The sequence below is a fragment of the Sphingomonas bacterium genome (genome assembly GCF_903642285.1).
Lineage (GTDB): Bacteria > Pseudomonadota > Alphaproteobacteria > Sphingomonadales > Sphingomonadaceae > Sphingomonas.
On record NZ_CAHJWJ010000023.1, the window covers coordinates 38,145 to 52,503 of the forward strand.

General features: G+C 66.5%; 18 protein-coding genes and 2 tRNA genes. 12 read left to right on the forward strand and 8 right to left on the reverse strand.

Annotation, left to right across the window (positions count from 1 at the left end; genetic code table 11):
• Positions 1-74 precede the first annotated feature (74 nt).
• The 10 genes from HUU99_RS12010 (at position 75) to HUU99_RS12055 (ending at position 6,789) form a co-directional block, all read left to right on the forward strand.
• On the forward strand, positions 75-398 hold the full coding sequence (locus HUU99_RS12010) for a DUF1476 domain-containing protein (protein WP_174286820.1): 324 nt from the start codon (positions 75-77) through the stop codon (positions 396-398).
• A gap of 1 nt (position 399) precedes the next feature.
• Positions 400-630, forward strand: a complete 231-nt coding sequence (locus HUU99_RS12015) for a BolA family protein (protein WP_174286821.1) — start codon at positions 400-402, stop codon at positions 628-630.
• Positions 631-641: 11 nt separating this feature from the next.
• Complete coding sequence (gene grxD / locus HUU99_RS12020) at positions 642-968, forward strand: Grx4 family monothiol glutaredoxin (RefSeq protein WP_174286822.1); 327 nt, start codon at positions 642-644, stop codon at positions 966-968.
• 319 nt (positions 969-1,287) lie between these two features.
• On the forward strand, positions 1,288-2,148 hold the full coding sequence (locus tag HUU99_RS12025) for an MBL fold metallo-hydrolase (protein WP_174286837.1): 861 nt from the start codon (positions 1,288-1,290) through the stop codon (positions 2,146-2,148).
• Positions 2,145-2,831, forward strand: coding sequence for a DUF4230 domain-containing protein (locus HUU99_RS12030; protein WP_254603152.1), 687 nt, complete (start codon positions 2,145-2,147; stop codon positions 2,829-2,831). Before HUU99_RS12025 ends, HUU99_RS12030 begins: the two co-directional genes overlap by 4 nt.
• An 88-nt stretch (positions 2,832-2,919) precedes the next feature.
• Positions 2,920-3,720 carry a hypothetical protein gene (locus HUU99_RS12035; RefSeq protein WP_254603153.1) on the forward strand — a complete coding sequence of 267 codons (801 nt, stop codon included), beginning with the start codon at positions 2,920-2,922 and terminating at the stop codon, positions 3,718-3,720.
• Positions 3,721-3,725: 5 nt separating this feature from the next.
• Positions 3,726-4,727 (forward strand): quinolinate synthase NadA, encoded by a 1,002-nt coding sequence (nadA, locus tag HUU99_RS12040; RefSeq protein WP_174286824.1) that lies wholly within the window; start codon positions 3,726-3,728, stop codon positions 4,725-4,727.
• Between the two features lies 1 nt (position 4,728).
• Complete coding sequence (nadC, locus tag HUU99_RS12045) at positions 4,729-5,574, forward strand: carboxylating nicotinate-nucleotide diphosphorylase (protein ID WP_174286825.1); 846 nt, start codon at positions 4,729-4,731, stop codon at positions 5,572-5,574.
• A gap of 169 nt (positions 5,575-5,743) precedes the next feature.
• Positions 5,744-6,070 (forward strand): hypothetical protein, encoded by a 327-nt coding sequence (locus HUU99_RS12050; protein ID WP_174286826.1) that lies wholly within the window; start codon positions 5,744-5,746, stop codon positions 6,068-6,070.
• Positions 6,067-6,789 (forward strand): ribonuclease T2 family protein, encoded by a 723-nt coding sequence (locus HUU99_RS12055; protein WP_174286827.1) that lies wholly within the window; start codon positions 6,067-6,069, stop codon positions 6,787-6,789. Before HUU99_RS12050 ends, HUU99_RS12055 begins: the two co-directional genes overlap by 4 nt.
• On the opposite strand, the gene HUU99_RS12060 is transcribed toward HUU99_RS12055, so the two are convergent.
• The 7 genes from HUU99_RS12060 to aroA form a co-directional block, all read right to left on the reverse strand.
• Entirely contained in the window at positions 6,786-7,208 is a 423-nt protein-coding gene (locus tag HUU99_RS12060) for a DUF4112 domain-containing protein (RefSeq protein WP_174286828.1), read from the reverse strand. The genes HUU99_RS12055 and HUU99_RS12060 overlap by 4 nt on opposite strands.
• Positions 7,205-8,629, reverse strand: a complete 1,425-nt coding sequence (locus tag HUU99_RS12065; protein WP_254603154.1) for an ABC transporter substrate-binding protein — start codon at positions 8,627-8,629, stop codon at positions 7,205-7,207. Before HUU99_RS12065 ends, HUU99_RS12060 begins: the two co-directional genes overlap by 4 nt.
• 5 nt (positions 8,630-8,634) lie before the next feature.
• Positions 8,635-8,718: transfer RNA gene (locus HUU99_RS12070), tRNA-Leu, on the reverse strand.
• 55 nt (positions 8,719-8,773) lie between these two features.
• Positions 8,774-9,052 (reverse strand): integration host factor subunit beta, encoded by a 279-nt coding sequence (locus HUU99_RS12075; RefSeq protein ID WP_174286829.1) that lies wholly within the window; start codon positions 9,050-9,052, stop codon positions 8,774-8,776.
• Between the two features lie 187 nt (positions 9,053-9,239).
• Positions 9,240-10,958 (reverse strand): 30S ribosomal protein S1, encoded by a 1,719-nt coding sequence (gene rpsA / locus HUU99_RS12080; RefSeq protein WP_174286830.1) that lies wholly within the window; start codon positions 10,956-10,958, stop codon positions 9,240-9,242.
• Between the two features lie 245 nt (positions 10,959-11,203).
• Positions 11,204-11,830, reverse strand: a complete 627-nt coding sequence (gene cmk, locus HUU99_RS12085) for a (d)CMP kinase (protein WP_174286831.1) — start codon at positions 11,828-11,830, stop codon at positions 11,204-11,206.
• Positions 11,827-13,158, reverse strand: a complete 1,332-nt coding sequence (gene aroA, locus HUU99_RS12090; RefSeq protein WP_174286832.1) for a 3-phosphoshikimate 1-carboxyvinyltransferase — start codon at positions 13,156-13,158, stop codon at positions 11,827-11,829. Before aroA ends, cmk begins: the two co-directional genes overlap by 4 nt.
• A 97-nt stretch (positions 13,159-13,255) precedes the next feature.
• Between aroA and HUU99_RS12095 the strand changes: the two genes are divergently transcribed.
• On the forward strand, positions 13,256-13,585 hold the full coding sequence (locus tag HUU99_RS12095; protein ID WP_174286833.1) for a TIGR02300 family protein: 330 nt from the start codon (positions 13,256-13,258) through the stop codon (positions 13,583-13,585).
• Between the two features lie 84 nt (positions 13,586-13,669).
• Positions 13,670-13,745, forward strand: a tRNA-Ala gene (locus tag HUU99_RS12100).
• Positions 13,746-13,770: 25 nt separating this feature from the next.
• On the opposite strand, the gene HUU99_RS12105 is transcribed toward HUU99_RS12100, so the two are convergent.
• Complete coding sequence (locus HUU99_RS12105; protein WP_254603155.1) at positions 13,771-14,142, reverse strand: NUDIX hydrolase; 372 nt, start codon at positions 14,140-14,142, stop codon at positions 13,771-13,773.
• Positions 14,143-14,359: the final 217 nt, after the last annotated feature.

The window sequence follows — 14,359 nt, forward strand, 5'->3', positions numbered from 1 at the left end:
GCGCTGCGGTTGCGTGCCCTCGATACCCGTCCTATCTCATGAAGCGATGACCGGTACGGGGGACGCGCGACGCCATGACCATTTTCGACGACCGCGAGCGCGGCTTCGAAGCCAAGTTCGTCCATGATGAGGAAATGGCGTTTCGCATCGTCGCCCGCCGCAACCGTCTGCTCGGGCAATGGGCGGCGGACCACATGAAATTGACCCCCGAAGAAGCCGATGCCTATTCGCGATCGGTCGTGCATGCCGAGTTCGAGGAAGCGGGTGACGAGGACGTCGTGCGCAAGCTCGTCGGGGACCTGTCCGCGGCGGGGGTCGAGATCGACGACGCGCAGGTGCGCCAGGCGCTGGCCGACAAGACCGTCGACGCGCGCCGACAGCTGATGGAATTGAAATAACATGCCGATGGCCGCCGACGACATCGCCGCGATGATCCGCGCCGGTATCCCCGATGCCGAGGTGGAGATCACCGATCTGGCGGGCGACGGCGACCATTATGCCGCCCGTGTGGTCGCGCCCGGCTTTGCCGGCATGAGCCGGGTGAAGCAGCATCAGCAGGTTTATGCCGCGCTCGGCGGCCGCATGGGTGGCGTCCTCCACGCGCTGCAACTGACCACCGCATCTTCCTGAGGAATTCCGTGATGTCCGACCCGACGACCGAAGACACGCTCGCCCGTATCGATACGCTCGTGAAGGCCAGTCCTGTGGTGCTGTTCATGAAAGGCAGTCCGCTGTTCCCGCAATGCGGCTTCTCCAGCCGCGCGGTCGCGATCCTCAATCATCTGGACGTCGCGTTCGAAAGCGTCGACGTGCTGCAGGATCAGGCGATCCGTCAGGGGATCAAGGGCTATTCCGACTGGCCGACGATCCCGCAGCTTTATGCGAAAGGCGAATTCGTCGGCGGGTCGGATATCATGATGGAAATGTACGAAAGCGGCGAACTGGCCGATCTGCTCGTCAAGGGTTGAAGGCCGGGTGCGGGCGGGCGACGCGAGATCGGTAGCAGCGTCGGCCCGCCCTGCTGAAGCGCGCTGCGCTCGGCTGTCAGACGTCCCGCAGTGTTCGTGCCAGCCCAGGCGATCGGCGGTTTTGTGAGGGTTCGGGTGGTTAATGGACATGGCCGTTGACCTGCGCCTGTAAGAAATGCCGACATCATGCGCATTGTCGGCACGTTCGGCTTTCTCCGTCGGGAGGGCCAACCGGACACCGGGCGAGTGAGAAGCGTCTGCGCGCCCGATGACCCGGCAAGACTTGCCAACGGTGGCTCTCGCCGCCACTTCGTTCGCCATGGACGAGGCCACCGGAATACCGATCGCGCTCGAACCGCTGGTCACTCGCGTTCTCGCCCCCAATCCGTCGCCCTACACCTTCACCGGCACGCAGACGCACGTCGTCGGTACGACCGACCTCGCGGTCATCGATCCCGGACCCGATGATCCCGCGCACTTGGCGGCGCTGACCGCGGCCATCGCGGGGCGACCGGTGCGGGCGATCGTCATCACCCATCATCACCGCGACCATAGCCCAGCGAGCCGCCCCCTCGCGTTTGCGACGGGCGCGCCGATCGTCGGTGCGGCACCATTCGCCATCCATGACGAGGGCGCGCAGACCGACGCGGCGTTCGATGCCGACTATGCGCCGGACCGGGTGCTGGAGGACGGACAGGGGATCGCCGGAGACGGCTGGACGCTGACCGCGCTGGCGACCCCGGGGCATAGCTCGAACCATCTCGCCTTCGCGCTACCGGAAGCGCAGGGCGGCGCGGGCGCGCTGTTCAGCGGCGATCACGTCATGGGCTGGTCGACCACCGTCGTCTCGCCACCCGACGGCGACATGGCGGCGTATATGGCCAGTCTGGAGCGGCTGAAGGGGCGCGACGAGGCGATCTATTATCCCGGCCATGGCGACGCGGTAGAGAACCCGCGCCGGCTCGTCCGGCACATGATCGGTCATCGCCGCCAGCGCGAGGGGCAGGCGCTGCGGCTGCTCGGCGAGCGCGCGTCGGCGCTGCCCGAATTGACCCGGGCGATGTATGCCGGGCTCGACGAACGGCTGCTGCCCGCGGCCGAGCGCTCGGTGCTCGCACATCTGATCGACCTCGAGCGTCGGGGCCGCGTTCGCCGCGACGGGGAGCGGTGGGCCATTTGAGGCGATTGCTCGAGGCGCTGGCGATCGTCGTTCTGCTCGGCGTGGGCTATGCGGGGTGGCTCCGCTATCGGGAACGCTATGTCGTCGAGACTCGGGACGACGGCGTGGCGGTGGCGAAGGTCGTCGCTGAGCGCTTCGCCCGCTCCGCGTCGCTGCGGGTCGGCACGCTGTCGGGCGTGGTGCAAAGCACCGCAAGCGATGTGCGCGGGCTCGGCCTGCTCCGGTCCGATCGGGTCGTAAAGGCACCGTACGCCGTCGATTATTTCGTCGACGCGGGGCAGATCGGGCCGGGGGCCATGCGCTGGGATGCGAACGCGCGCACGCTGCTCGTCGATGCGCCGGACGTGACGGTCGGCCCGCCCAGCATCGACGAGGCGCATCGCACGCTCACGCGCGATCGCGGCCTGTTCGTCACCCGCGGCGCGTTCGAGGACATGAGCCGGGCCACCGCCGTCAAGGCGCAGGCGATGGTGGAGGCGCGGGCGCGCGACCCGAAGAACGTGGCGCTCGCGCGCAACAACGCCCGCGTCGTGATCGCCGATCTGCTCGGTGCCCCGCTCCGCGCGGCGGGCTTCCACGGCGTGACGGTCCGCGTGCGCCTTGCGGGCGACGCGAGGCCGTCCGAGGATCGACGTCGCTGGGACGTGTCGCGCTCGATCGAAGACGTGCTGAGGGAACCGTAAGACTTTGCTTTCATGGCAAAGTAGGCGTTAACTTGCATTATCTTCCTGATCTAAATAGACGGCGACCTTCGCAGGGAGGCCTTGATCGATGGCGACTATAGCGGCGCGGGTTTGGACCACCGACCGGAGAGACCGGTTCTTCGGCCATCTGGCGATCGCCATGGCGCTGACGGTCGTCATCGGCTTTTCGACGCAATTGATCGCCGGTCGTTCGAGCTTTCATGTCCGCCCTCTGATCCATCTTCACGCCGTGGCGTTCATGGGCTGGACGGCGTTGTTCACAATCCAGGCGCAACTCGGGGTGCGGGGTGGGACGCTGTCGCTCCATCGCCGCCTCGGCTGGATCGGCGCGGGCTGGGCGGTCGCGTTGGTCGTGCTGGGGTGCGCGCTGACGGTCGACGTGACGCGGCGCGGGAACGTGCCGTTCTTCTTCCCCCCGCAAATGTTCCTGATCGCCAACCCGGCGACCGTGTTCGCGTTCTTCGGCTTCACCGTCGCGGCGATCCGGATGCGGCGACGGACCGACTGGCACCGCCGGCTTCACCTCTGCGGCATGACCATGATCATGGGCCCCGCGCTCGGTCGCCTGCTGCCGCTGCCGTTCCTGACGCCCTGGGCGTTCGAGTGGGGAAGCGGGACGCCCGTGGTCTTCCTCCTCGCGGGGATGGCTCATGACCGGCGGCGGCTCGGGCGCATCCACCCGGCGTGGCCGTGGGGGACGGCGGTGCTGGTCGCGGTTCTGGTCGGCGCGCGGCTGATCGCCTTCTCGCCCGCGGGCGACGCGATCTACCGCGCGGTGACGGCGGACGCGCCCGGGGCGGCCGTTCCGGGCAGGCTGCTCGGCTCGCCGCCAAGCGGGTTGCGGAGGCCCGCCCAAGCCGCCATTTGAGGGACATGACTCACCAGCCCAACGTCCTGCGCGGCCTCGACCTGCGCGCCGAGATCGACCGACTGCGCAAGGATCGCAACGCCGTCATCCTCGCGCATTATTATCAGAAGCCCGAAATCCAGGACATTGCGGACTTCGTCGGCGACAGTCTGGATCTCAGCCGAAAGGCGCAGGCGACCGACGCCGACGTCATCGCATTCTGCGGCGTTCGTTTCATGGCGGAGACCGCGAAAATCCTCAGCCCGCAAAAGATCGTCGTTCTACCCGACATGGACGCGGGGTGCAGTCTGGAGGACAGCTGTCCGCCCGATCAGTTCGCCGCGTTTCGCAGCGCTCATCCCGATCACATCGCGCTCACATACATCAATTGCTCCGCTGCGGTGAAGGCGCTGAGCGACGTCATCGTCACATCCTCCTCGGCGGAGACGATCCTGGCCAAACTGCCGGCGGACCAGAAGATCATCTTCGGCCCCGACAAGAATCTCGGCGGCTATCTCGCGCGCAAGACCGGCCGTGATATGCTGCTATGGCCGGGGGTGTGCATCGTCCACGAGGCGTTCAGCGAGACCGAGTTGCTGAAGCTGCAATTGCTGCATCCCGGCGCGCCGATCGCGGCGCATCCGGAATGTCCCGCGGTGATCCTGGACCATGCCGACTATGTCGGATCGACCCGCGGCATCCTGGAATTCGCCCAAAGCTTTCCCGGCGACACGCTGATCGTCGCGACCGAGCCGCATATCATCCACCAGATGGAGCGGGTGCTGCCGAACAAGCATTTCATCGGTGCGCCGGGGGCGGATGGGAACTGCAACTGCAACATCTGCCCGTACATGGCGCTGAACACGATGGAGAAACTATACGCGGCGCTGCGCGATCTCGAACCGCGGATCGAGATCGAGGAAGGGTTGCGGCTGAAAGCGAAGAAGAGCCTCGACGCGATGCTGTCGATGGCGAGTGCCACGATCGGGCAGGGTGACCTCGGCCCGGCGCGCGTGACGGGCGACTGACATGGCGTTCGTGCTCGACGGGTTCGATCTCGACGCTTTCTTGGCCGCGACGCTGGCAGAGGATCTGGGTGACGGAGGCGATATCACGTCCGCGGCGGTCATCCCGGCGGAAGCGCGGTTCCGGGGGGTAATGGCGAGCCGCGACTCGATCACCGTCGCCGGGCTTGGCGTGGCCGCGGGGTTCTTTCGTGCGCTCGATCCGGAAGTGACGATCGTACCGCTGGTCGAGGACGGTGCCGCGATTGCGGCCGGCGGCGTGCTGATGCGGCTGGAGGGCAGTGCGCGCGCGATGCTGACGGCCGAGCGATCCGCGCTGAACACCGTGCAGCATCTGTCGGGCATCGCGACGCTGACGCGCGCCTATGCCGATCGCATCCTGGGGACGGGCGCGATCCTGCTCGACACGCGCAAGACCATCCCCGGTCTGCGCCGGCTGGAGAAATATGCGACCCGGATGGGTGGCGCGCAGAATCACCGGATGGGGCTGTGGGACGCGGCGATGATCAAGGACAATCACGTCGCGGTGGCGGGCGATGTCGGCGAAGCGGTGGCGCGCGCGAAGGCGGCCGGGATCGCGCGGATCATCGTCGAGGTCGACCGGATCGATCAGATCGAACCCGCGCTGGCGGCAGGCGCGACGCATCTGCTGCTCGACAACATGACGCCAGCGGTGTTGCGCGGGGCGGTGACGCTCGTCGGCGGGCGCGTACCCACCGAGGCGTCGGGGGGCGTCACGCTGGAGACGATCCGCGATATCGCCGCGACGGGGGTGACGTACGTTTCCGTCGGGCGATTGACGCAATCCGCGCCGGCGGCGGATATCGGGCTGGACTTCGCGCTGGTCTGATCGGGCTTGGCGATCCGCGCGGCAGGCGATACCCATCTTTTGTCATAGGGGGGTTTCGATGGTCCGTCCGCAGTCGATCGTTCGCTACGAACGTTTGTATCTTTCTTCGTTCGCGTTGGGATTGCTCGCGTCCGCACTGACCTGGTCGGCCCGCGCCGACGCGCTTTCGATGAACCCGCTGCTGGTGGGGAAGACCTGGCTGTTATGGGTGACGCTGGCGCTGGGTATCGTCATCTCGCTGCTGCTCTGGCGTTTTACCGCGCGTGCGCCGAGCATCGTGGCGAAATGGATCGTCGCGGTCTTCGCGATCTTCTCTGCAATGGGGATCGCGTTTGCGATATTTCAGCTTGCCACCGCGCGCATCCCATTCGGCAAGCCGGTGCTTCTCATGGCCGCAGTGAATATTCTCTACATTGCCGCCGCTACGTTGTTGTTCCACCGCGATGCGGTGCAATGGTTCGGTGAAATCCCGGTCGGTGAGGAGCCCTTCGCATGAAGATCGCAATTCGCGCGGCGGCGCTGCTGTCGCTTGCATGGCCAGCGGCCGGCTGGGCGCAGGTCAATGATTGCATGCCGCCGACCGCGCCGGTGCCCGTCCATCCGGAATTGCCGACCGCGGAACAGCCCGCGCGGCAGGAACCGATCGGCGGCTACACCCTCGCGCTTATCTGGACACCGCATTTCTGTCGCCAAGCAGGTAACAAACCCGGCGCGGACTTCGAATGCGGCAATCACGCCGGGGGGCGGTTCGGCTTCGTGCTGCATGGACTGTGGCCGGACGGGATGGGCGCGACCTGGCCGCAATATTGTACGACCACGCCACTGCTGCCTGCGCACGTGATCCGCGGCGCGATGTGCACGACTCCGTCCGCGCAATTGCTGCAACACGAATGGGCCAAGCACGGGACGTGCATGGCCGGCTATGATCCCGCGCGGTATTTCCGTCTGTCAACCGGGTTGTATGCGAAGCTTCGCTTCCCCGATATGGATGCGCTTGCCGCCGCGCCACTGAGCGCGGGCGATCTCGCGCTTGCGATGGCAAAGGCCAATCCCGGTCTGCGCGCGGACGGCATGCGGATCACGACCGACCGTCAAGGCTGGCTCGACGAGATCTGGCTGTGCCTGGACAAGACCTTCGCCTTCGTCCGCTGCCCCGCCGGTCATGGCGGCGTGTCACCCGGCACGTCGCTCAGGATCGCGGGCAGGACACCCTAACCCTCGATCGTCATGCCGGCGGGAAAATGGCGATCGAGATGGCGGTGGATGATCTTCAGGTTGCGACTGTTCGACCGGAAAAAGAAATCCGGGACCGCGCCGATCAGCGGGATGATGCCGAGCGCCCAGTCGACACCGACATTGCCGAGCATCCGCGCCATCTGCAGCTTCGACATCCCGATATTGCGCGCCTCCCACACCATCCATGCGCCCAGAGCGGCGGCGATGCTGGTGCCCGCGAACGGCAGCGCGTCGAGGATGACGTCGAGCCCGATCCGGCGGTTTATGCCGGGGATCACGAACAGCCCCTCGAGCAGATGCTCCATCGCTTCGACTCTGCGACGCACCGAGACGGGATCGCGACCGACCGGCAGGCGGTCGAGAAGGGTCTGGCCCATACGGCTCCGGTCGATCGTCATTGCGGGTAACTGGTGTCGGCGCGAAGCCGGTTCAACGGGTGCCAGGCCCGAGGGTTGGGCTGGAACTGCCGTAACCGGGTCGCCACCAGCGACCACCGAAGCGGACGCGCGATCGGGATGAATGCCACGTCCTGCGCCAAGGCGAGGTCCGCGTCCGCAAGCCGATGGCTTCGTTCCTCAAGCGTCGGCGCATCGCGTGCCGCGAGCATCGCCGTCAGCGCCGCAGCCCCGCACGGCGCGCATGCGTTCGCGAAATACCAGCGCGCGCTGTCATAGGGGGCGACCCGGTCGATCAGGCGAAGGTCGGCGTCCGCAGTTGCAGCGACCCGGGTCGGGACGGCACCGATCGCGATCAGCGAGGCCGCGATCTGCCCGTAGAGCAACGTCGCGCCGGGGCCGGTCGGCAGTGCGATCCGCAATACCGGTTTGACCGGCCATAAGCGGACTTGCGCCCTGGCCGCCGCCACGCGGTCGGCGAGCGGCGCTTGTGACCAGACGGGAACGACCGGCGGCGCGGCGGAGTCGAGCGCCTCGGGCAGGATCTGTTCGGTCGATGCCCAGTTGGGACGAACCGCAGCGGTCGCGGCACCGCGGTCGATCGCTTGCGCCACCGCGGCGCGGTTGACGGGATCAGCGAGAAAGCCATCGCGATCGGCGAACGCAAGCCCGAACAGTCCGGCCGCGGGGTCGACCTGGATGTTGGCGGGGGCGATCGATGCCTGCGCCAGGATCGGCCAGTCGACGAACGTGCCGCCAGCGACGAGATCCGAATCGCGATGGGCGAAGCGCGCGATGGCTCGCGACGCCCGCTCGCCGATGAGCCGGACCTCCGTTTCCGGCGCAAGCGTGCGCTGGTCGTCCGGATCGGCACGATCGCGATCGAAGGCGGGGCGCAGGAGGGGGCTGTGCCCTCCTGCCACGATCCGGAAAGGGCCGCTGCCGCCCGGCGGATTCGTCCGTACCAGTGCGAGTTCGGGTTGGGCAAACAGCTTCAGCAGGTCGGGCCGCGGGCGTTTCAGCCGGACCTCGATCACCTGCGGCGTCATCACGACGATGTCGCCGATTGCGGTGAGAAAGGGGGCAAGCGGATTGCGCGAACCGGGGGCGATCTGTCGTTTCAGGATGGCGACCACCTGATCGGCGGTAACGTGGTTGCCGTCCTGCCACTCGGCATCGCGCAACCGGAAGATGTAGGTCAGGCCGCCGTCGATCACGATCCAGCGTTCGGCCAGCCCCTGTTCGATCTGTCCGGCGGCATCGAACCGGACAAGCCCCTGTGCGAGCGCATCGACCATCAGTTTTTGCGCGCTATCGGGTCGACCGCGCGCGGCATCGACCAGCGCCGGCGTCCCCCCGATCGCGCTGACGATCACCGGACCCTTGTCCGGACGGCGGTCGCAGCCGGTCAGGGCGATCGCCAACAGGATGGTGCGGACGGCGGGACTCGAACCCGCACTCCGATGGAAACCGATTTTAAGTCGGCAGCGTCTACCGATTTCGCCACGTCCGCGCACCGGGATACGAGAAGCGCAGCGAAGCACGACCGTCAAGGCGCGCCACGCACCCTATACGTTCAAACGGACGCGCATGTCCTTGCCCGGCTTGAAATACGGCACGCGCTTCGCATCGACCGGTACGGTTTCGCCGGTACGCGGGTTGCGACCGCTCCGCGCGTCCCGCGCTCGCGTCGAAAAGGAACCGAAGCCGCGAAGTTCGACTCGGCCGTTCGAGGCCAGCCGGTCGGAGATGGCGTCGAAGAAGGCACTGACGATCGCCTCGACGTCGCGCAGGGCGAGCGTCGGGTTGGCGTCGAGGATATTCTGGACAAGTTCGGAACGGATCATCGTCGCTATCCCCAGCTGCCGTCCCACTCTCGCCAATCGATTGATCCAGGTCAATCGAAAATCCTGCGCCAGAAACACGAGCGCTACAACCTGCCGTCGCGGAACCGAATAGCGAGCACCTTAAACGCAAAACGGCCGGGATGCGGTATCGCACATCCCGGCCATCTCGAATCGATCGAGGCGTCGATCAGTCCTTGTTCGTTTCGCCCCGCGCCTTCAGCGCCTCGCCGAGGATGTTGCCCAGCGTCGCGCCCGAATCGGACGAGCCATATTGCGCCACCGCCTGCTTCTCTTCGGAGATCTGCATCGCCTTGATCGAGAAAGTGGGCTTCTTCGACCGATCGAACCCTGTGACCATCGCGTCGAATTTCTGCCCGACCTGGAACCGCTCCGGCCGCTGCTCGTCGCGGTCGCGGCCGAGATCGGTGCGCTTGATGAAGCCGGTCGCGCCGTCGTCGCCGGCCTGGACCTCGAGACCCGCGTCGCGGACTTCCAGAACGGTGACGGTGATGACCGCGTTCTTGTTCAGGCGATCACCCGATGCCGCAACGCCGCCGGCCGCCGGCCCGCCGCGTTCGAGTTGTTTCATGCCGAGCGAGATACGCTCCTTCTCGGCATCGATGTCGAGCACGATCGCTTGGACCGTCTCGCCCTTGCGGTGCAGGTTCAGCGCGTCCTCGCCCGCCACGCCCCACGCGATGTCCGACATATGCACCATGCCGTCGACATCGTTGTCCAGACCGATGAACAGGCCGAACTCGGTCGCGTTCTTGACTTCGCCCTCGACGGTCGAGCCGACCGGATGCTCGGCCAGGAACGCTTCCCACGGATTGGCCTGTGCCTGTTTGAGGCCCAGCGAGATGCGGCGCTTCTCCTGATCGACCTCGAGCACGACGACATCGACCTCCTGGCTGGTCGAGACGATCTTGCCGGGGTGGACGTTCTTCTTCGTCCACGACATTTCGGAGACGTGGACGAGGCCCTCGATACCCGCTTCCAGTTCGACGAACGCGCCATATTCGGTGATGTTCGTGACGCGGCCCGACAGCTTCGCGCCGATCGGATACTTGGTCGACGCGGCATCCCAGGGATCGCTCTCGAGCTGCTTCATGCCGAGCGAGATTCGCTGCGTGTCCTTGTTGATGCGGATGATCTGCACCTTCACGGTATCGCCGATGTTCAGCACTTCGCTCGGATGGCCGACGCGCTTGTAGCTGAGATCGGTGACGTGGAGCAGACCGTCGATCCCGCCCAGGTCGACGAACGCACCGTAATCGGTGATGTTCTTGACGACGCCGTCGATGATCTGGCCCTCGGCCAGGCTGAGGATCAGGCCCGAACGCTGCTCGGCGCGAGTCTCTTCAAGAACCGCGCGGCGCGACACGACGATGTTGCCGCGCTTGCGGTCCATCTTCAGGATCTGGAACGGCTGCGGAATGTCCATCAGCGGGGTCACGTCGCGGACCGGACGGATATCGACCTGCGAGCCGGGCAGGAACGCCACGGCACCGTTCAGGTCGACGGTGAAGCCGCCCTTCACGCGGCCGAAGATCACGCCCTCGACGCGGGTGGTCTTCGAGAATTCCTGCTCTAGCTTGTCCCAGGCGGCTTCGCGGCGGGCGCGGTCGCGCGACAGCATCGCCTCGCCATGCATGTTCTCGACCCGGTCGACATAGACCTCGACCTCATCGCCGACCTTCAGCTCCGCCTTCTGGCCGGGGGCGGCGAATTCGCGCAAGGGAACGCGGCCTTCTGACTTCAGCCCGACGTCGATGACGGCCATGTCGTTTTCGATCGCGGTGACGGTGCCGTGCACCACGCGACCTTCGAAGCTGTCGGCACCGCCGAACATCTCGTCCAGCATCGCGGCAAAGTCATCGCGGCTCGGCATTACCTGGGTAGCCATAAAGTCCTGTATTCCTAAATCGTTCGTTGCCGGCCGGCCGGTTGTATCCGACGGTCTTGGCTTTCACACCGCCGCGCAGACCCCGTGCCGGCGCGGCATCCGACATCGGACGTGCACGGAGGGCTAGACGCGAGATGCGAAAAGGGCGCGTGAAGACCATGCTTCCGCGCCTACCTCCGCGACCGTCTGTCCGCCGGATGGTTCGTCCTTAGCGTTCGGGGCTCCGGCGCGCAAGATCGGAACGCCTATTGCAGCAGCCGAGCCGCCTCCACGATCGCGATCGCCTTCTGCACGCTCGAATCGATCGACAGGAAACTGGTATCGAGCAGCGCCGCGTCGGCCGCCATGACGAGCGGCGCGGCGGACCGGCTACTGTCGCGTTCGTCGCGCTGTCGAATATCGGCCAGCACGCGGTCGAAGCTGGTAAGGTCGCCGCGTCCCTGGAGTTCCGCATGTCGACGCTTCGCCCTTATGCGCGGCGTCGCCTTCACGAACAGCTTGGCATCGGCATCAGGCGCGATGACGGTGCCGATGTCGCGGCCATCCAGGATCGCGCCGCCCGGCTGATGCGCGAACCGCTTCTGGCGCTGCAGCAGCGCGGCGCGGACGAGCGGGTGCGCCGATACGATCGATGCGAGCCGCCCGATCCGGTCGTCCCGCAAGCGTGGGTCCTCCAGCATCCGCTCTTCGAAATCGCATGCTGCGACCGCATCGGCTTCCTTTTCGGGGTCGAGGTCGAGCTGTCCCACCGCAAAGGCCACCGCGCGGTACAGCAGCCCGGTATCGAGATGCGGCAGCCGGTAATGCCGCGCCAGCGCCTTCGCGATCGTGCCCTTGCCGCTGGCCGCCGGCCCATCCACCGCGATGATCATGCCCGCCCCGTCAGTCCATCGAGCGTGGCGAGGAAATCGGGGTAGCTGGTGCGGATCGGTGCGATATCGTCGATGGTGACGGGGTTCGTCGCGTGGAGCCCCGCAACCGCCGTGCTCATCGCGATCCGGTGATCCAGCTTCGACGCGACCGTCGCGCCGCCGGGGATGGCCTCGCCGCCGCTGCCGGTAATGGCCAGACCGTCGTCATATTCCTCGACCGCGACGCCGCAGGCACCGAGCGCCGCGTTCATCGCCGCGATCCGGTCGGATTCCTTGACGCGCAGTTCGTGCGCGCCGCGCGCGACCGTCCGGCCGCTTGCAAAGGCGGCGGCGACGAACAGCACCGGATATTCGTCGATCATGCCCGGTGCGAGATCGGCGGGGACGTCGATGGCCGACAAGGCCGCGTGGCGGACGCGCAGATCGGCGACCGGCTCGCCACCGACGGTGCGCGGATCGATCGCCTCGATATCGGCCCCCATCAGACGCAACGCGCTCAGCAACCCGGTACGCGTGGGGTTCAATCCGACATTCGCGATCGTCACGTCCGATCCAGGGACGATCGACGCCGCGACCATCCAGAACGCCGCCGAGGACGGGTCGCCGGGAATGGTGATCGATTGCGGGCGGAGTTCGGCCTCGCCGGTCAGCGAGATGATGCGGCCCGCCAGCGTCCGTTCGACGCTCAACGCCGCCCCGAACCCTGCCAGCATCCGCTCGCTATGGTCGCGCGTCGCGACCGGTTCGATCACGCGGGTCGTGCCGGGCGTATTGAGCGCGGCGAGGAGGATCGCGGATTTAACCTGAGCGGAGGCGACGGGCAGTGTGTATTCGATCGGCACCGCGGGGCACAGCCCGCGCAGCATCAGCGGCAGCCGTCCGCCGGGGCTTGCGGTGATGTCTGCCCCCATGCGCGACAAGGGTTCGATCACCCGGGCCATCGGACGACCCGACAGCGACGCGTCGCCGACGAAGGTCGCGGTGATCGGGTGGCTTGCGACCAGTCCCATCAGCAATCGCGTCGAAGTGCCCGAATTGCCCATGTCGAGCGCGGTCGTCGGCTGAAGCAGCCCGCCGACCCCGACGCCAAGGACGCGCCACACACCGTCCGGGTCGCGCTCGATCGTCGCGCCCATCGCCCGCATCGCCGCGGCGGTTGCAAGGACATCCTCGCCCTCCAGCAGCCCCTCGATCCGGCTTTCACCGACCGCGAGGCTCGCGAACATCAGCGCGCGGTGACTGATCGACTTGTCGCCGGGAATGGTCAGCGTCCCCCGCAACGCGCCGCGCGCGCCGATCGTCATTGGCGTGGGGGAGGGGGCTTTCATCGCGGCGGCGCTTTGACAGTCGTGCCCCGCTATGGCAAGGCGCGCCCCACTTCGCAGGGCACCCCTGACGACGACCCATCCGAAAGGTTTTGACGGCATGATACAGCCGGAATGGGGCACGAAGCGTACGTGCCCGAAATGCGCGACGCGTTTCTACGATCTCGCCAAGGACGATCCCGTGGTCTGCATCAACTGCAGCCATAGCTGGGAACCGGAGCCCATCCTGAAATCCAAGCAGCCCTTGCCGTTCGAGGTCGCGAAGCCCGATACCAAGAAGGCGGATGCCGATCTCGAGGGTGGCGACGAGGACGAGGATATCGCCGCGATCACCGGCGAGGACGAGGAACCGTCCGCGGACGACGAGGTCGATCTGGGCGGCGACGACGATCTGGGCGTCGAGACGACGAACGACGAAGACGAGCATTGATGTGGACGCAATGGCAAGCGGCCGGCCGGTCGCTTGCCATCGGTGCGCACCCCGGCTAGGGGACGCGCCTTCCCGGGAAGGTTGGGGGCCGTAGCTCAGCTGGGAGAGCGTTCGCATGGCATGCGAAAGGTCAGGGGTTCGATCCCCCTCGGCTCCACCATCCCCGACACGAACGCCTGAAGCATTCAGTCCGATGCTCGAGAGGCCCCGAACCCGGCGATCAGCCGCTTCAGGCCGGGCTCTTCGACGGCGGCGCTGGCATCCGTCGGCAAGAACCAGCGTGTTTTGCGTTGCAGACGTTCGGGCCAATCCTCGGCCTGGGCGGTGACCGCGAGCGGAAAGACCGTGACCGACAATTCGCGGTCGCGGCGTGCCCCGCGCCGCTTGACGTAGCGGAAATCGCCGATCGGCGACGGATCTGCGATCCCGCTGAGGCCGGCTTCCTCGAAGGCTTCCTGTGCGGCAGCCTCGTGCGGCGCGAACCCCTTCATCGGATTGCCCTTCGGCACCACCCAGCGGCCCGTCTCACGCGACGTTATCAGCAGGACGCGGGTCAAGCCGTCGGCGTCCAGTCGGTAGGGGAGGGCTGCGATCTGGTCGATTATCGGGGTCCGTCATTCTCGTGCATTGCCAAGAGCAGGTATTTCACGGATTCCGCCGGTATATCAACCGGACGTTCCGCTTGACGCCTTTTTTTGGCGATTATATACCTTGCAAACACAGCACTGATCGGGCATAAGGATCTGGCAAGGAGCAAGTCCGATGTCCGCCCTG